17 protein-coding genes and 1 pseudogene are annotated in these 16,524 nt (G+C 73.5%); 14 read left to right on the top strand and 4 right to left on the bottom strand.

The window, feature by feature from the left end:
- Positions 1–188 precede the first annotated feature (188 nt).
- From ABZ815_RS16155 to ABZ815_RS16145, 3 genes are all read left to right on the top strand, one after another.
- Positions 189–764: a nuclear transport factor 2 family protein gene (locus ABZ815_RS16155; RefSeq protein WP_357698341.1), complete on the top strand. Its 576-nt coding sequence runs from the start codon at positions 189–191 to the stop codon at positions 762–764.
- Between the two features lie 70 nt (positions 765–834).
- Positions 835–1,116, top strand: a complete 282-nt coding sequence (locus ABZ815_RS16150) for a metal-sensitive transcriptional regulator (RefSeq protein ID WP_352322745.1) — start codon at positions 835–837, stop codon at positions 1,114–1,116.
- 42 nt (positions 1,117–1,158) lie between these two features.
- Positions 1,159–1,800, top strand: a complete 642-nt coding sequence (locus tag ABZ815_RS16145; RefSeq protein WP_357698339.1) for a class I SAM-dependent methyltransferase — start codon at positions 1,159–1,161, stop codon at positions 1,798–1,800.
- A 164-nt stretch (positions 1,801–1,964) separates the two neighbouring features.
- On the opposite strand, the gene ABZ815_RS16140 is transcribed toward ABZ815_RS16145, so the two are convergent.
- Complete coding sequence (locus tag ABZ815_RS16140; RefSeq protein ID WP_357698336.1) at positions 1,965–2,315, bottom strand: hypothetical protein; 351 nt, start codon at positions 2,313–2,315, stop codon at positions 1,965–1,967.
- Between ABZ815_RS16140 and ABZ815_RS16135 the strand changes: the two are divergent.
- The 10 genes and pseudogenes from ABZ815_RS16135 to ABZ815_RS16090 form a co-directional block, all read left to right on the top strand.
- A pseudogene (locus ABZ815_RS16135) lies at positions 2,314–2,501 on the top strand (hypothetical protein); the annotation flags it as partial. The gene ABZ815_RS16140 and the pseudogene ABZ815_RS16135 sit on opposite strands and share 2 nt — an antisense overlap.
- A 186-nt stretch (positions 2,502–2,687) precedes the next feature.
- A complete protein-coding gene (locus ABZ815_RS16130; RefSeq protein ID WP_357698334.1) occupies positions 2,688–3,575 on the top strand; it encodes a hypothetical protein in 888 nt (295 codons plus the stop codon).
- Between the two features lie 190 nt (positions 3,576–3,765).
- Positions 3,766–4,104 (top strand): NADH-quinone oxidoreductase subunit A, encoded by a 339-nt coding sequence (locus ABZ815_RS16125; protein ID WP_357698332.1) that lies wholly within the window; start codon positions 3,766–3,768, stop codon positions 4,102–4,104.
- 38 nt (positions 4,105–4,142) lie between these two features.
- Positions 4,143–5,237 (top strand): hypothetical protein, encoded by a 1,095-nt coding sequence (locus ABZ815_RS16120; protein ID WP_357698330.1) that lies wholly within the window; start codon positions 4,143–4,145, stop codon positions 5,235–5,237.
- A gap of 138 nt (positions 5,238–5,375) precedes the next feature.
- Entirely contained in the window at positions 5,376–6,302 is a 927-nt protein-coding gene (locus ABZ815_RS16115) for an NADH-quinone oxidoreductase subunit H (protein ID WP_357698328.1), read from the top strand.
- Positions 6,299–6,796, top strand: a complete 498-nt coding sequence (locus ABZ815_RS16110; RefSeq protein WP_357698326.1) for an NADH-quinone oxidoreductase subunit J — start codon at positions 6,299–6,301, stop codon at positions 6,794–6,796. The genes ABZ815_RS16115 and ABZ815_RS16110 overlap by 4 nt, the downstream gene beginning before the upstream one ends.
- Positions 6,793–7,098, top strand: coding sequence for an NADH-quinone oxidoreductase subunit NuoK (nuoK, locus tag ABZ815_RS16105; RefSeq protein ID WP_357698325.1), 306 nt, complete (start codon positions 6,793–6,795; stop codon positions 7,096–7,098). The genes ABZ815_RS16110 and nuoK overlap by 4 nt, the downstream gene beginning before the upstream one ends.
- Positions 7,095–9,002: a proton-conducting transporter membrane subunit gene (locus ABZ815_RS16100; RefSeq protein WP_357698323.1), complete on the top strand. Its 1,908-nt coding sequence runs from the start codon at positions 7,095–7,097 to the stop codon at positions 9,000–9,002. Before nuoK ends, ABZ815_RS16100 begins: the two co-directional genes overlap by 4 nt.
- Positions 9,003–9,005: 3 nt before the next feature.
- Positions 9,006–10,469: an NADH-quinone oxidoreductase subunit M gene (locus tag ABZ815_RS16095; protein WP_357698321.1), complete on the top strand. Its 1,464-nt coding sequence runs from the start codon at positions 9,006–9,008 to the stop codon at positions 10,467–10,469.
- Complete coding sequence (locus ABZ815_RS16090; protein WP_357698319.1) at positions 10,466–11,815, top strand: NADH-quinone oxidoreductase subunit N; 1,350 nt, start codon at positions 10,466–10,468, stop codon at positions 11,813–11,815. The genes ABZ815_RS16095 and ABZ815_RS16090 overlap by 4 nt, the downstream gene beginning before the upstream one ends.
- Positions 11,816–11,840: 25 nt before the next feature.
- Here the strand turns inward: ABZ815_RS16090 and ABZ815_RS16085 are convergent, their stop codons facing one another.
- Both ABZ815_RS16085 and ABZ815_RS16080 read right to left on the bottom strand, forming a co-directional pair.
- Positions 11,841–12,500, bottom strand: a complete 660-nt coding sequence (locus ABZ815_RS16085; protein WP_357698317.1) for a FadR/GntR family transcriptional regulator — start codon at positions 12,498–12,500, stop codon at positions 11,841–11,843.
- 31 nt (positions 12,501–12,531) lie between these two features.
- Positions 12,532–13,521, bottom strand: coding sequence for an ADP-ribosylglycohydrolase family protein (locus tag ABZ815_RS16080; RefSeq protein WP_357698315.1), 990 nt, complete (start codon positions 13,519–13,521; stop codon positions 12,532–12,534).
- A gap of 76 nt (positions 13,522–13,597) precedes the next feature.
- Between ABZ815_RS16080 and ABZ815_RS16075 the strand changes: the two genes are divergently transcribed.
- Complete coding sequence (locus ABZ815_RS16075) at positions 13,598–15,520, top strand: Xaa-Pro dipeptidyl-peptidase (RefSeq protein ID WP_357698313.1); 1,923 nt, start codon at positions 13,598–13,600, stop codon at positions 15,518–15,520.
- 44 nt (positions 15,521–15,564) lie between these two features.
- On the opposite strand, the gene ABZ815_RS16070 is transcribed toward ABZ815_RS16075, so the two are convergent.
- A partial coding sequence (locus tag ABZ815_RS16070; protein WP_357698311.1) for a hypothetical protein occupies positions 15,565–16,524 on the bottom strand: 960 nt, incomplete at its 5' end.

Here is a 16,524-nt window from a genome sequence, read left to right as displayed (position 1 = left end):
CGCACTGGAGGGACGCTATAGGCGGGCCTTCCCCGTCCGGTCTCGGCGCGGCAACGATCGTGGCTCTGAACGATCACACCAATGACAGTGAAGCGTGACCGTGAGTAATACCGGCCCGAGGTAAAGGGGTCGTGCGGAGTGCCTAAACCGGGCATTCGGTGACGACTGGCGCGGGCATCAACCCGGCCATGAGCAAGATTTTTCAGCGCAGGGCACTCCTGCTGGCCGCTGTCGTCCCCGTCGTCCTGGTCGCGGGCTGCTCCTCGGGGAGCAACACGCAGGCGATGAAGGGCGAGGCCAGCCCGGCGACGCCGACCGAGACCATGATGACGCCCACCGAGACCGGCATGGAGTCGCCGACCGCGACCGAGACCACCACCGAGACCGCCACGCCGACGGGCACCGCGCCGGCCGCCACCCAGCCGCGCGCCGCCGTCCAGAACTACTTCAACGCCCTGAAGTCCGGGGACGTGAACCAGATCGTGAAGTCGTTCACCGACGACGCCGTGGTGGCCATGGACGGGGAGGCGACGGCCACGGGCGCGCAGGCCATCCGCACCGTGTTCCAGCAGAAGCTCCAGGACGGCAACGACGTGAAGAACGCCACGCACACCATCGACGAGACGCGCAACATGGGGAGCCAGGACGCCTTCGCGCGCTCGACCAGCAAGCAGGGCGACACCAACTACCGCGAGTTCTTCGTGCTCACGCACCAGGGCAGCCAGTGGCTGATCTCGCGCTTCATGAACAACCAGGGCGGCTGACGGATCTCGCTCGGAATACGGTAGGGGGGTACCGTGTTGCGGTCGGTGTAGCGAGCGAGAGGACCGGGAGATGGCCGGGTACACCGACGGCAAGCAGGACCACCTCCGGCGGCTGCGCCGGATCGAGGGCCAGGCGCGGGGCATCCAGCGCATGGTGGAGGACGACAAGTACTGCATCGACATCCTGACCCAGGTGTCGGCGACGACCAGCGCGTTGCAGTCGTTCGCGCTGTCGCTGCTGGAGGAGCACATGGCGCATTGTGTGGTCGAGGCGGCACGCAAGGGCGGGGCCGAGGCGGAGGCCAAGGTCAAGGAGGCGGCCGACGCCATCGCCCGCCTCGTCCGTTCGTGACGGCCCGCGCGGCCTTCCCGGGGGCGGGTTAGCTTGGGGGACGTGCAGGATCTCTCGCGGTTCCAGAATCCCCGCTTCGCCCAGGCGTACGAGCGCATGAGCGCCGAGTCGGAGCGGCGCGGCGCGGCCGAGCACCGGCGGCGCCTGCTGGCCGGGCTGGGCGGGCGGGTGCTGGAGCTCGGCGCGGGCAACGGGATGAACTTCGCGCACTACCCGGCGACCGTGCGCGAGGTGGTGGCCGTCGAGCCCGAGGACCGGCTGCGCGAGCTGGCCGGCCGGGCCGCGGCCGGTGCGCCGGTGCCCGTGCGGGTGGTGGCCGGGCATGACGCGGACCTGCGGTTCGAGGACGCCTCCTTCGACGCCGTGGTGCTCTCGCTGGTGCTGTGCTCGGTGCCGGACCAGCGGGTGACGCTCGGCGAGGTGTCCAGGGTGCTCAGGCCCGGGGGTGAGGTGCGGTTCTACGAGCACGTGCGCTCCTCGCGGGCCGCCGGCGCGCTGGTGCAGGATCTCGTGACGCCGCTGTGGCGGCGGATGGCCGGCGGGTGCCGGCTCAACCGCGACACCGAGCGCGCCATGACCGACTGCGGGCTGGTGGTCGAGGAGCGCGAACGGTTCGCCTTCCGGCCGTTGCCGTTGTCGCCGAGTATGCCGCACATTCTGGGACGCGCCAGAAAACCGGCTTGACCGGCCGATCCGAACCTGCGGCAAAAAACCGGTTTGACCGGTTGTCCGGCCGGCCCGAATCTGCGGCACATTCCGGGACATGCCAGAAACCGGTTGACCGGCCGGTTTCGTCGCGGTGACTTTGGCGATAAATCGGGAAATATGGGCTTTTGTTGTTGTGCGCGTTATTGTGTTGCGGTGTCGCCGGGGATGCGCGGAGTGATGCGACGCTGATCCACCAGCGCCAGATAGACCGCGAACGCCCCTTGCGCCCACATCCCGGCCTGCTGCGCGGTCAGCCGGACCTCCTCGCCCTCATGCGTGACGATCAGATAACCGCCCGGCGCGCGTCGCCAGGCCACCAATACGTTCTCGTAAACCAGAACGTCGAGCATCGCGGTCAGATATTCGCCTCCGGTGGCGGACACGGCGTAAGCCTCCTCGCCCCTCGCCGAATTCTCGCCCTGATTCGTGCTGACTCCATTGTGCTCGCCGTACCGGAAATTGTCGCACCCGACTGGCAGGGTTTCCGGCATGCACGCCCTCTCCGTTCCCGGCTTCCGCCGGCACACCGTCTCGGGCCTCCACGTCGCCGAGGGCGGTGAGGGGCCGCCCGTCCTGCTGCTGCACGGCTTCCCCCAGACCCATCTGGCCTGGCGGCGCTGATGCGCGAGCTGGGCCACCCGCGCTTCGCCGTGGTCGGCCACGACCGGGGCGCCCTGCCCTTCGACCCGGCGGCCGTGTGGCGTTCCTGGGCCCCTGACCTGTGCACCCTCGTCCTGCCCGGTGGTCACTTCCTGCCCGAGTCCCAGCCGGAGGCAGTGGCCGAGGCGATCGGCGAGCTGCTCCTCTGATCGGCGGGTGGAACCTGGCGGGGCCGGGCGGTGTATGGGGTGCGGAGGTGCACGATGAAGAGAACTCTGGCCGTACCGATGGTTGCGGCCGTTGTGCCGACCGTCCGGCTGTCCGTCGTGTCGGCGGTTCGGGTGGTCGCCGTGGTGGCTGTTGTGCTGGCCGCTCTGGCGGCGTCCGTCCGGTGGGAGGCTCCGGCCTTCGCGTCCGTACGCGGGGGATGGGCGGTGACCTACCTCGATCCGCCGCCGACGGTGTTCGCGGGCGGGACTCCGTACACGGTGGGGTTCTGGGTGTTGCAGCACGGCACGCATCCGTACGTGGGCAAGCTCGACCCCGTCGGCCTGCGCCTCACCCGTGCCGACGGCAGGACCGTCACCTTCCCCGGCACCCCGCTCCCGGAGGCCGGCCACTACGCCACGTCGGTGGTCGTGCCGGACGGGGTGTGGAAGGTGACGGGCGTCCAGGGCTGGTTCGAGCCTTATGCGGTGGGGACGCTCACGGTTCCGGGGCGGCTGGTGGTCGACCCGGTGCCGCCGGACAGGGTGGCGACGTTCGGTGGGGGAGGGGAGGACCCTTGGGGCGCGGTCCGGCCACCGGGGTTCCCTGCGGGCAAGACCGCGCCCGTGGTGACGAGGGGCGAGGCGGAGGCCGAAGGAAGCGCGACCACCGGTGGCCCGTCCGGGCAGGTTCCGTCCGGGCAGGTTCCGTCCGTGGAGGCTCCGGGCGCCGGGGCTGCGGGGCGTGAGGGGGCGGCCGATGGGGTTCTGGGGGGTGGGGTTCCGGCGTACGCGCTGCTGCCGGCGGCGGTGGGCGGCGCCTTGGTGATGCTCTTGGCGTTACGCCTGCCTCGTCTGGTGGGCAGGTCCCGCCGTCCCGGTTCGCATGCTGAGGATCCTCCCGGTGCGGATGGCTCGACCGAGACCCTCACCATCGGACGCTGATCCCGACCTCGACCCCGGCTCTGGTCGGCGGGCTGCGCCGGGTGCGGGCCGCTCGCCGAGGGGCCGTCGTGTTTGGGCTGGTGAGGGGGGTGTTCGTAGGTGGATGTCGGTCGTGGGGAAGGTGGTTCTCGGTTGCTACGGTGAGGAGCAGGTTGTTCTGATCTTCGGGGCTCTGCGGCAGGTGAGAGCGGTGGGCGCTGTGCTGGGGCTCGTGGCGCTGCTCGCCGCCGGGGTCGCCGGGGTGTATCTGGCCTCCCTGGTCCTGTCGCCTCGGGGAGTCGTGCGGGTGGGGCCGTTCCTGTCCGGGGCGCGGGCGCGGGAGCACGCCGTCTCGCGCTTCCACGTCCGCTGGTACGCCGTGACGCTGGTCTTCCTGGCCTTCGACATGGAGATGGTCTTCATGTACCCGTGGGCGCTCGTGGTGGCCGAGGTGGGGGTCCCGGCGGTGGTGGAGATGTTCACCTTCCTGGGACTCCTGCTGGTCGGGGTGCTGTACGCGTGGCGGGAAGGGGCGTTCCGGTGGGCCTGAGGGGGTGGCTCCTTCGGCAGGCGGCGCTTCGGCCCCGGGTGCTCGTCGTCGCTTCCCCGTACGGGACGTGGGCGCGGCTGCTGGTGGAGGCGGAGGTGGGCCGTCGTGGCTGGCCGGTGGCGGCGTCCCCGGCGGAGGCGAGCTTGGTGGTGGTGTGCGGACGTCCGGGGCCGGAGCTGGCGGGGGCCGTACGGGGGGTCTGGGGGGCCGTTCCGGTCCCGAGGGCGTTGGTGGGACTGCCGCCGGACGTCTCGGGTGGTGAGGTCGTGGCCGCGTTGGACGGGGCGGTTCGCGTCCTGGGGGATGAGCGGGGTCAGTGGGCGGACGCCCGTGACATGGCCTCGGGTTCGTCCGGGGACGGCGCGGGCGAACCGCCCATGGCTGAGCGAGGGGCCGATCGGGACGGGCTGAAGCTGGATCGGCTGCACGTGCCGTTGGGGCCCGTACTCGTGGACTGGCCTGCTGGGCTGGTGGTGGAGACCGTCCTGCAAGGGGACGTGATCCAGGAGGCGCAGGTGAGGGCCCTTTCGGCCGAGGGCGCGGGGAGTGCGTTCTGGGAAGCGGGGCCGGGGGAGCGCCGGGAGGAGACGCGGCGGCGTACGGCGGCGGCCCGTCTGGACAGTCTCGGCAGGCTGCTCGGCGTGGCCGGGTGGCCGGCGGCCGCGAGAGAGGCCCGTCGTCTGAGGGATCGCCTGCTCGCGGGCGCCGTCGATGCCGGGGACAGGCGTCGGTGCGTCCGGTTCACGCGGCGGGTGCGTCGGTCGTGGGTGCTGCGGTGGATGCTGCGCGGCGCGGGCCAGATCGGCCCCGACGCCCCGAGACAGCTTCAGGGGGACGCCCTGGATCGCCTGCACCGGTGGCTCGACGAGATCGAAGCCATGGTCGGGGTGGCGGAGCCCGGGGAGGTGGGTGAGCGTGACGGGGGTTCCAGGGTGGTGAGGGAGTGGGGTGGGCGCGAAGGGAGCGTCGGGGCCTTCGGTGGCGGGAGGGGGTCGGTGGGTGAGGTGCTGGCGTTGTTGCCGGGTCTTCTGGTCGGTGCCGAGCTCGCTGTGGCACGGCTGATCGTGGCCGGTCTCGATCCGGACCTCGACCGACTTTCGACGGGGGCGGAGGCCGGAACGCGGGACGGGTGAGTCCGGGCGGGCAGCCCGGGCCGGTGAGTCGGGGGCGGGGCGGCCGGGTGGTGAGTTGGGGGCGGGATGGCCCGGTGGTCGAGTTGGGGTGTCGTCGCTGTCGAGGGCCCTGGGGAGGGGGCGGCGAGGAGGCGAAGGGTGCTGACGGCAGCGGGGGTGATGGCCTTGGGGATGGCTGCGGGGGTGGTGGCCTTGGGGATGGCGGTGTTGGTGTGGGGGGCGGCGGCCTTTGACGCGGCGCTCGGTGGGGCCCGGGGGGGCCGGGGGGTGGCGGGGGCGCCGTTCAGGGAGGGGGCGCGGTTGGTGGTGCAGCAGCGGCGGCGGACGGATCGGGCCGACGTCCTGCTCACCCGGGCCGGGGTCGTGGTGTTGCCGCTGGCCGCGTTGCTGGCCGCCGTCGTCCTGCCGGTCGGGGGTGCGCCGGTGCTGGACATGGGGGCGGGGGTGGTGTGGTTCAACGCCATGGAGGTGTGCGTCTGGGGGGCTCTGTGGCTGGTCGGATGGGGGGTCAACGCCGTGTGGCCGCTGGTCGGCGGCTACCGGTTCCTGGCCCAGGGCATGGCGTACGAGCTGCCGCACATGTTCGTGCTGATCACCGCGGGCGTGGGGGCGGGGTCGTTGCGGTTCGCGGACGTCGTGGCGGCGCAGCGGGGGTTGTGGTTCGTGGTGTGGATGCCGGTCGCGTTCATGGTCTATCTCGTTTCGGCGGTGGCTATGGCGTTCTGGGGGCCGATGGGGCAGCCGGTCGGCCGGGACGTGTGCGGCGGCGTGCCGGGCGAGCTGGGCGGGCCGGACCGGCTGGTCTTCCTGGCCGGACGGTACGCGCTGCTGGTCGTGGCGGCGGCCGGGGCGGTGCCGTTGTTCCTCGGGGGCGCGGCGGGGCCCGTGCTGCCCGGCTGGGGGTGGGGGCTGCTCAAGACCGTGGCGGTGCTGGCCGTGCTGGTGGTGGTCAGGCATCGGGTGCCGGTTGTGCGGATGGATCGGTTCGTGCAGTTCTCGTGGGTGGTGCTGATCCCGGTCACGCTCGCACAACTGCTGGTCGTCGCGATGGCGGTGCTGCCGTGAGCGGGGCGTTCTGGGGGCTGGCGGTCGTCGCGGTGGCGGGTGGGGTGGCGGTGTTCGTGGTGGACTCGATGGCGCGGGCGACGTTCGCGCTGCTGGTCTCCTTGCTGGCCGTGGGCGGGACGCTGCTGCTGATCGACCTGGAGTACCTGGGGGTGCTGGTCGTCCTCATGATGGTCATGGAGATGCTGGTCATGGCCGTCTTCATGATCATGTACATGATGAACCCGGCCGGGCTCATGCCGATGAAGATGGTGCACAACCGGCGGGGCGCGGCGGCCATCGCCGGGACGGTGTTCGTCCTGCTGGCGGCCGGGGCGCTGCTCGCGGCCCCGCCGAGCCGGCGCGGACGGCCGCCGGCCGACCCCACGCACGCGCTCGGCCTGTCCCTGATGGGGCCGAAGATGCTGGTCATGATGGTCGTCGGGGTGTCCATCCTGGCGACGATGATCTCGGCCGTGCTGCTGGCCACCCACCGGGGACGGTACGACCGGTGACGCTCCAGGCCTTCCTACTGCTGGCCGCCGCCCTGTTCTCCGTCGGCCTGTACGGCGTCCTGTCCCAGCAGTCGATCGTCATGCTCATGATGGGCCTCGAACTCATGATCAACGGCCTGATCGCGGCCGGCGGCGCCTTCTGGTACCACGTCGCCCCGGCAGCCGCGGACGGCCAGGTCCTCGTCCTGGTGGCGGTCACCGTGATGGCGCTGGAGATGGCGATGGGCTTCGCGGTCACCACGGCCGTCTTCCGCGCCCGCGACGTGGACATGACCGACGCCGCGGGAGACCTCAAAGGATGAGCCCGTCCCTGTGGCTGCTGCCCGCGCTGCCCGCCGTCGCCGGCGCGCTCCTGATCCCGGTACGCCGCGCCGCCGCCGCCCTGTCCGTCGCCGTGTCCATCGCGGTGGCCGCCGCGACGCTCGGGCTGGCCGTGCACGCGGCGGTGACCAGGCCCTCGGCGACGGCCCGGTTGATCTTCGGCGAAGGGCTGGCCGTGGACGGGCTCTCGGCGGTCATGGTGGTCACCGTGGCGGCGGTCGGGCTGGCCGTGCTGGTGTTCGCGGCCGGGGAGCGGCGGTCGGGGCGCTTCCACGGGCTCATGCTGATCTTCCTGGGCGCGATGCTGGCGACGGTGACCGCGACGGACCTCGTCCTGCTGCTGATGGGCTGGGAGGTCATAGGGGCGATGTCGTACGCGCTGATCGGCTACCGGTGGCGCGACCGGGAGCACGTACGGTCGGGCGCCGTCGCCTTCGTCACCACCCGGGCCGGCGACCTGGGCCTGTACGTCGCCTGCGGCGCGGCGCTGGCCGGCGGCGGCGGGCTGGCGCTCGCCGGGCTGCCGGGGCTGCCGCCGCCGTGGCGCGACCTGGTGGCGGGCGGGGTCGTGCTGGCGGCGCTGGGCAAGTCGGCGCAGGGGCCGTTCGCGTTCTGGTTGTCGCGGGCGATGGTGGGCCCGAGTCCGGTCTCGGCCTTCCTGCACGCGGCGACCATGGTGGTGGCGGGGGCGTACCTGCTGATGCGGCTGCACGCCCTGCTCGCGGTCACCGGCTGGGCGGCGGCGGTGGTGGCCTGGACGGGGGCCGTGACGGCGCTGCTGCTCGGGCTGGTGGCGGTGGCGCAGCGGGACCTCAAGCAGCTCCTGGCCGCCTCGACGTGCGCGCAGGTCGGCTTCATGGTGCTGGCGGCCGGGGTGTCGGCGGTGTCGGGCGGGGCGGCCCACCTGGTCGCGCACGCGGCGGTCAAGAGCCTGCTCTTCCTCGCGGCGGGGGCCTGGCTGGCGGCGCTCGGCACCAAGGACCTGGCCGGGCTGCACGGCGCGGCGCGGCGGTTCCCGCTGGTGGGGGTGGTGTTCGCGGTGGGGGCGGCGGCCTTGGCGGGGGTGCCGCCGCTGTCGTTGTGGGTGACGAAGGACGCCGTCCTCGCCGGGGTCGGGCAGCCGGGCCTGCGCGTGGTGGCGTTCGCGGCGGGGTTGGTGGCCGCCCTGTACGCGGGGAAGGCGCTGGCCGAGGTCTGGCGACCCGCCGACACGGCGACCGGGGCCGGGACCGTGACCGCGACCGGGGCCGGGGCCGGGGCAGGGACCGGGGCAGGGACCGGGACCGCGACCGCGACCGGGGCCGAGCGGCGGGCCTCGGGTGGGGTGGCGGGGGCGGAGCTGCTGCCGCTGCCGGTGCTCGCCCTGGTGGCGGCCGGGTTCGGGGTGGTCGGGCTGCCCGCGGTGCACGGCTGGTGGTCCCGGCTGGTCGGGGATCCGGGCGCGCCCGGCCTCACCGCGGGTGAGCTGGCCCTGTCCGGGATCCCGGCGCTCGCCCTGGTGACCGCCGCGATCGCGGTGCGGCCCGGGACGTCCGCGTTTCCGTACGCGGGCGGGGTGTTCGGGCGGTGGCTGGGGTTGGAGAGGGTGGCGCGGGGTGTGGTGTGGGGGCCGCTGCTGGGGGCGGCGCGGTGGGTGGCGTGGTTCGACGAGCGGGTCGTGCAGGGTGCGGTCGAGGCCGTCGCGCGGGCGGGGCTGGGGGCCGCGCGGCTGGCCGGGAGCCCGTTCGAGGCAGGGCTGGACGACCTCGTACGGCGGGCCGGCGGCGCCGTACGACGCCTCGGCGGGCTGGCCAGACGCCCTCAGACCGGGCAGGTCCACACCTACTTCGCCCAGGCCGTCGTCGCCCTCGTCGTGCTGGCCGTCGTGTTCGCGATCGTGAGGTGAGGCGTGCTCAACGTCGTCGTGTTCCTGCCGCTGGCCGCCGCCGCCCTGCTCGTCCTGCCGGGCGTCACCGCGCGCGCGGCCGGCCGGATCTGGCTGGCCGCCTCCGCCGCCGACCTGGCCCTGGTCGTCGCCCTGTGGACCGGGTACGGAGGCGGCCTGGCGTACGAGACCAGGGTGCGCTGGATCCCCACGGCGGGCGCCGGCTACCACGTCGGCGTGGACGGCCTGTCGCTCCCGCTGATCGCCATGACCGCGGTGCTGTTCCTGCTCTGCGCCGTCCAGTCGCTGCGCGAGCCCACCAGGCCCAAGGCGTACGCGGCGCTGTTCCTGTTCCTCCAGACCGTCTCGACCGGGCTGTTCGCGGCGCTCGACCTGCTGCTGTTCTTCGTCTTCTTCGACCTGTCCATCGTCGGCATGTACTTCGTGATCGTCGGCTGGGGGCACGGCGACCGGGCCAGGTCCGCGCTGACGTTCTTCCTCTATACGTTCCTGGGCTCGCTGGCGCTGCTGCTCGGGTTCATCGGCCTGTACCTGGCCGCCGACCCGCACACCTTCGACCTCGCCGACCTCACCCGCCGCCCGCCGGACGCGGGCGCGGCGGTGCTGCTCGCGATCGGGATCGGCCTGGGGGTCAAGACGCCGGTCGTGCCCGTGCACACCTGGCTGCCGCCCGCGCACACCGACGCCCCGGCCGCGGGCTCGGCCATCCTCGCCGGGGTGCTGCTCAAGATGGGCACGTACGGGCTGGCCCGCATCGCCGTGCCGCTGCTGCCCGGCCCGTGGCGCTCGTACGCCTGGCTGGTCATCCTGATCGGCCTGGTCAGCGTCCTGTACGGCGCCCTGGTCGCGCTCGCCCAGGAGAACCTCAAACGGCTGATCGCCTACACCTCGGTCAACCACATGGGCTACGTCGTCCTCGCCCTGGGCGCCGCCGGGCTGGCCGGCGGGCCGGCGCGGGCCAAGGAGCTGGCGGTCACCGGCGCGGTCACCCAGATGGTCAGCCACGGCCTGGTCACCGGCGCGCTGTTCCTGATCACCGGCGTGCTGTGGGACCGCGCGGGCGGCTACGCCCTCGGCCGGTACGGCGGCATCGCCGGACGGGCCCCCGTGCTGGCCTGGCTCACGGCGGTGGCGGCGTTCGCCTCGCTCGGGCTGCCGGGACTGTCCGGGTTCATCGCGGAGTTCCAGATCTTCACCGGGGTGATCGGATCGGGGGCCGTGGTCGCGGGCGCGCTGTCCGTCGTCGGCATCCTGATCACCGCGGCGCTGTTCCTGCGGGTGCTGCAACGCGCGTTCCTCGGCGAGCCGGGCGAGCTGACGCCGCGGGTCACCGACGTGCGGCCGCGCGAGCTGGCCGCGATCGCCCCGCTGCTCGTCCTGTCGCTGCTCATCGGCCTGGCCCCGCGCCCGCTGCTCGACCTGATCGAGCCTGCCGCGCGCGCCGTCGTCGCCCTGGCGGGCCGATGACCGCACCCCATGGCGGCGCGGCGGTCACCGGCCTGCTGCCGGAGGTCCTGATGCTGGCGGGAGCCGTGGCGGCGCTGGTCGCGGGGCTGTTCGTGCCGCGCCACCGGCAGCGCGTGGCCGCCTGGATCTGCATGGCGGCGCTCGCCGGGGCCATCGCGGCGAGCGCCGCCGCCCTGCGCCGCCCCGCCGCCCTCGCCTTCGACGCCTACGCCGTCGATCCGCCGACCGGCGCGGCCCGCCTGACCGTCTGCCTGGCCACCCTGCTCAGCGTGTGGCTCGCGACCGGACGGGCCAGGGGGAACAGCAGGGAGACCGAGCTGTACACGCTGATGGTGCTGGCCGCGCTGGGGTCCGTCCTCATGGCGGGGGCCGACGACCTGCTCGTGCTCGTGGCGGCGTACCTGCTCGCGAGCATCCCGGCGTACGCGCTGGCGGGCTTCGCCAAGGACGCGTCCGGCACGGAGGCGGCGCTCAAGTACTACCTGATGGGCGCCTTCCTCGGTGTGCTCATGCTGGCCGGGGTCACCCTCGTGTACGGCTGGTCCGGCGCCACCGCCTACCCCGCCGCGCGGGCCCCGGCCGTGGGCGCGGTGCTGCTGCTGGCCGGGCCGCTGTTCAAGGCCGGGGGAGCGCCCGCGCACTTCTGGGTGCCCGACGTCACCGAGGGCACGTCGGCGCCGGTGGCGGCGTTCGTCACCACGGTGCCCAAGATCGGGGCGCTGGTGGCGCTGTACCGGCTGGCGACGACGGTGCTGGACGAGCCCGCGCTGCTCGCCGTGCTGGCCGCCGGCACGATGACGCTGGGCAACCTGGCCGCCTTCCAGCAGGAGAACGTACGGCGGCTGCTGGCGTACTCGACGGTGAGCCAGGCCGGTTACCTGCTGGTCCCGGTCGCGGTGGCGGGACGCACCGGCCTGGCCGCGCCCGCGCTGCTGTTCTACCTGGCCGCCTACGCGGTCACGAACCTGGGCGCGTTCGCCGTCGTGGTCGCCACCGGGGCCGAGCGGCTGCGGGACTACGCGGGGCTCGGCCGGCGGTCGCCGTGGACGGCGTTCGCGCTGGTGGTCTGCCTGCTGGGGCTGGTCGGGACGCCGCCGACCGCCGTGTTCGCCGGGAAGCTGCTGATGTTCGCGGCGGCCTGGGACGGCGGGTACGCCTGGCTCGCGGTGGTCGCCGCCGCCAACACGGTCGCCAGCCTCTTCTACTACCTGCGCTGGATCCGCCCGGTCTTCGCCGCGGAGGGCCCCGCGCGGCCCGCCGTGCCGAGCCCGGTCGCGCAGGTGTGCGCCGTCGCCTCGATCCTGCTGGGCCCGGCCGCCGGGCTCGCCGTGCTGTTCGCCCGCTGACCGTCCGCTGCGACGGGCGCGCGGGTCACAGGTCGCTCTCCTGGACGTCGAGGATGGCGACCGCGACCTCGACCGCCCTGGCCGCGTCGCCCGCCTCGATCGCCTCCAGCAGGTCGTCGTGCGACGGGTCGGGCGCCAGCGCCGCCTGCTCCTTGTCCCTGACGCTCTCGCGCAGCGCGTCGCGCATGCTGCGGTAGAGGTCGGCCAGCAGCGGGTTGTGCGCCGCGTCGGCCACCAGCAGGTGGAAGTCGGCGTCGGCGTCGGCGAAGCCGTCGAGGTCGCCGGTGCGCGCGGCCGACCCGCGGCGGGTCAGCGCCTCGCGCATCGCGGCCACGTCGTCGCCGGTGCGCTTGACCGCCGCCAGCCGGGCGGCCACCAGGTCGAGCCCGCGGCGCACGTCGATGATGTCCATCGCGGCCGCCCGGTCGAGCCGCCGGCGCAGCGCCACCTGCGACTCGTCGGTGGCGGTCACGTACGTGCCGTCGCCCTGCCTGGTCTGCAGCAGCCCGGCGTGGGCCAGCACCCGCACCGCCTCGCGCACCGACAGCCGGCTCATGCCGAGGCTCTCGGCGAGCCGGCTCTCGGACGGGATCTTCGTCCCGACCGGCCACGCCCCGCTGCCGATCTCCCTGCGCAGCTCCTCGATGGCGGAGTCGACGAGCGAGGTCCGCGCGACGTTACGCATGCGATCCCTTCCGTCCCGGTGGGCCTCCAGCCTAGAGGAGGGCGGCGGCCAGCCGCTCGATCGTCTCGCGTCCCTCCAGCGGTGTCAGCCAGGCGGCCGGCAGCGCCGCCGCGCCGCGCACGGCGCCCACCAGGTTGCCGCAGACCGAGCCGGTGGAGTCGCTGTCGCCCGAGTGGTTGACCGACAGCAGCAGCGCCCGCTCGGGCGACGGCTCGGCCAGGGCGCAGTAGACGCCGATGGCCAGCGCCTCCTCGGCCACCCAGGCGCCGCCCAGCGACTCGACCCGCTCGGGGGAGTGCGGGCCGGACGCGGCCAGGTCGAGCGCCGCGCGCAGGGCGCCGGACGTCTCCTCGTGCCGCGGCCGACCGGCCAGCAGGCCGAGGGCGTGGTGGACGGCGTCCTCCAGGGGCTCGCCGGTCATCACGCGGGCGACGATCGCGGCGAACGCGCCGGCGGCCAGGTAGCCCGTCGGGTGGCCGTGGGTGATCTGCGCGCAGACCGCCGCCAGCTCGAACGCGGCGCCCGCGTTGTACGGCGCGAGCAGGCCGAACGGCGCCGAGCGCATGACCGTGCCGCAGCCCTTGGAACCGGGGTTCACCGGGCCGGGTGTGCCCAACGGCGACGGGCCGGGGAAGGGCCGGCGCAGCCCGGACAGGCAGGCGTTGCCCGGGGCCCGCCGCGAGTACAGCCAGCCCTCCTCGCGCAGCGCGCCGGTCCGGTGGGGACGGTCGGCGGGCGGGGGCGCCCGGTGTTCCTGGGTGTCGAGCCAGCGCAGGTACGCCTGCCGCACCCCGCCGGGCGTCGGATCGCGGGTCAGCGCCTCGACGGTGAAGAGGGTCATCTGGGTGTCGTCGGTGACGAGCGCGCTCGTGCCCCGCCAGGTGGCGACATATCCGGTGATGCCGTCCTGGCCGTGATGCCGGCGGATCTCCCGCAGTGACTCGAACTCGATGGGCGCCCCGAGCGCGTCGCCGATCGCGCCGCCGAGCAGGCAGCCCCGGATCCGGTCCTGTACGTCCATAGCTGGGATCTTGTCAGCTTTGGGGGCGGGTGAGAGATTGCGGGGGAAATCTAGACACTTGTCACGGAGGTCACGCGTGCCACAATTACGCCCGGCCCTCTTCGCGGTCGCCCTCACTCTGGCGATCGCGACCCCGGCACAAGCCGCTGCCGGACCCACGATCACCGTCAAGGACGGCCGGACGCAGCCGGTCTTCTCCTACGCCGACGCCGTCCGCGAGCACGTGTACGTCGAGTCCACCGTGGACAGCGACCTCGACGGCGCGCTCGACAGGGTCAGGGTGGACATCATCCGTCCCAAGGAGTCCGGTCCGGGCCTCAAGGTGCCCGTGATCATCGACGAGAGTCCGTACTACGACAACTCCGGGCGCGGGAACGAGGGGGAGCGCAAGCAGTACGACGCCTCCGGAAACGTCACGAAATTCCCCCTGTTCTACGACAACTACTTCGTCCCGCGCGGCTACGCCGTCCTCAACGTGGACATGCTCGGCACCACCAGGTCCGACGGCTGCCCCGACATGGGCGGCAAGGCCGACGTGCTGGGCGGCAAGGCGGTCATCGACTGGCTGAACGGCCGCGCCAAGGCGACCAGGGCCGACGGAACCCCGGCCGTGGCCGACTGGACCACCGGCAAGGCCGCCATGATCGGCAAGTCGTACGACGGCACGCTCGCCAACGCCGTGGCCGCCACCGGCGTCGAGGGCCTGAAGACGATCGTCCCCATCTCGGCCATCAGCTCCTGGTACAAGTACCAGCGCTCGAACGGCGTGGTCTACAACTACGACTACGCCTCCTGGCTGACGAACTACGTCGACACCGACCCCGAGGCCAAGTGCCAGGCCGTCCGCGACCGCATGGACGCCGAGGACGGCGACGACACCGGTGACTACAACGCCTTCTGGAACGAACGCGACTACCTCAAGGGCCTGCTCGGCGACGCCTCCAAGGTCAAGGCCAGCGTGTTCGTCGTGCACACCGTCAACGACCTCAACGTCCGGCCGGACAACTTCTCCGCCTGGTGGCAGGCCCTGGCCCAGCGGAACGTGCCGCGCAAGATCTGGGTCGGCCAGTACCAGCACGTGGACCCGTTCGACTTCGAGGGCCGCAGGGACCTGTGGGTGGACACCCTGCACCGCTGGTTCGACTACTGGCTGCACGGCGTCCGCAACGGGATCACGAACGAGCCCCGCGCCGACGTGCAGCTCGGCCCGGCGCAGTGGACCACCCAGCGCGACTGGCCGGCCCCGTACGCGCTCAAGGCCGTGCTGCGGCCCGCCGCCGACGGCTCGCTCGGCCTGCTCAAGGCCCGCGGGAACAGCACCGCCACCTTCACCGACCTCGCGCTGAGCGAGAACGAGATGGTGGCCGACGTCGGCACGGCGCAGCCGGGCCGCGCGGCCTTCACCACCGGAGCGCTCCCGCTCGACCTGCGCCTGTCCGGCGTCCCCACCGCCGACCTGCGGGTCAAGCTCGACAAGCCCACCGCCAACCTGACCGCCCTGCTCGTCGACTACGGCGAGGACACCCGCGTCGACTGGCGGCGCGGCCAGGGCGTCACCACGCTCACCGAGGAGGACTGCCACGGCGAGAGCACCGCGGCCGACGACGCCTGCTACAAGAAGGTGACCACGAACGTGGCCACCCGCCCGCTGGAGATCGTCGCCCGCGGCTGGATCGACGTCCAGAACCGCGACTCGCTCAGCCAGGCCCGGCCGCTGCCCGTCGGCACGTACGGGACGGTCAAGTGGCTGACGCTGCCGCAGGACTACACGTTCAGGAAGGGGCACCGGATCGGCCTGGTGCTGGCCGGGACCGACACCACCTACACCAGTGAGGAGGGCACCGGCGCGACCGTCACCGTCGACCTGGCCGGCAGCAGCGTGGCCGTGCCGTTCGTGCTCGGGACGCCGCTGACCGACGTGCCCAAGGACGGCGCCACGTTCAGGGGACCGCGGCAGCTCGACCTGCCGGAGCCTGAGCCCGGGTTCCAGTTCTTCTAGCCGCTTCTTCTAGCCGCGCGTGAGGCCCCGGCGTGTCCGGGGCCTCATCGGCAGTTGCTCCAGTGGACGCCGCGCTCGGCGTCCAGCCGCCGTACGCCCTTGTCCCTGGCGATCGTCCAGCTCACCGGCAGGGTGAGCGTGCCGCCGGCGGTCGCCGTGCCGCCGGTGCGCAGGCCGTCGCCGGTGGCGCGGGCCGTCCAGACGATGGTGATCCGGCCGCGCCGCACGTCGGGCCCTCCGGGGCAGCCGGGCCGCGACCGCGGGTCCGTGACCTGGAACGTCGTGCCGTCCACGACGATGCCGCGCGTGCCGGTGGCCGAGACGACGCGGCAGGTCCCGGTGCACGACAGGGAGAACGACCCGGCGCGCCCGGACCCCAGCGAGACCGACCGGGGGGACACCCGGGCCGTGGGCGGGTCCGGTTTCGGCAGTTCGACCTTCCTGTCCTGGGACGACAGGCCGGAGCCGGCGGCCGGGCCGATCGCGGCCGTCCAGCGCGTGGGCGTCTCGGCCGGGAGGCTCGACTGCGCCGCCGTCCTGGTGACCGTCGTCGCGGGGTGGGCGCGGGCGTTGAGCACGGCCCAGACCAGGCCCACCACCAGCAGGCCGACGCCCAGGAGCAGGCCGAGCCTGGCCACCGCGCGGATCGGGGCCTCGGCCTCCTGCTCGGGCTCCTCGGGCTGCTCGCGCCAGAACTCCTGCCAGGGCGCCTCGCCGTCGAGCCGGTCGAGGGCGCCGGGCTCGCCGTTCCAGCCGATGCCGCCGTACCGGATGATCATGGCGCCGGGCCCGGCGGCGGCGCCGTCGCCGCCGGCCTCACCGGCAGCTCCACCGGCAGCCCCACCGACGGGGCCACCGACGGCGCTGCCGTTGGCCGTGCCGTTGACGACGGTGCCGCTCAGGCCGCTTTCGGCGCGGTCGCCGTAGACGAGTTTGTCGCCCGGCGAGCCGCGGAAGGGCCGGGTGCGGCTCGTCGGGGTGAACGGGTGCCGCCCGCGCGCCGC

The organism is Nonomuraea sp. NPDC047529 (assembly GCF_040642995.1).
Taxonomy (GTDB): Bacteria; Actinomycetota; Actinomycetes; order Streptosporangiales; family Streptosporangiaceae; genus Nonomuraea.
Note: the sequence above shows the minus strand (reverse complement) of the source record. Positions and strands in the feature narration are given on the sequence as shown.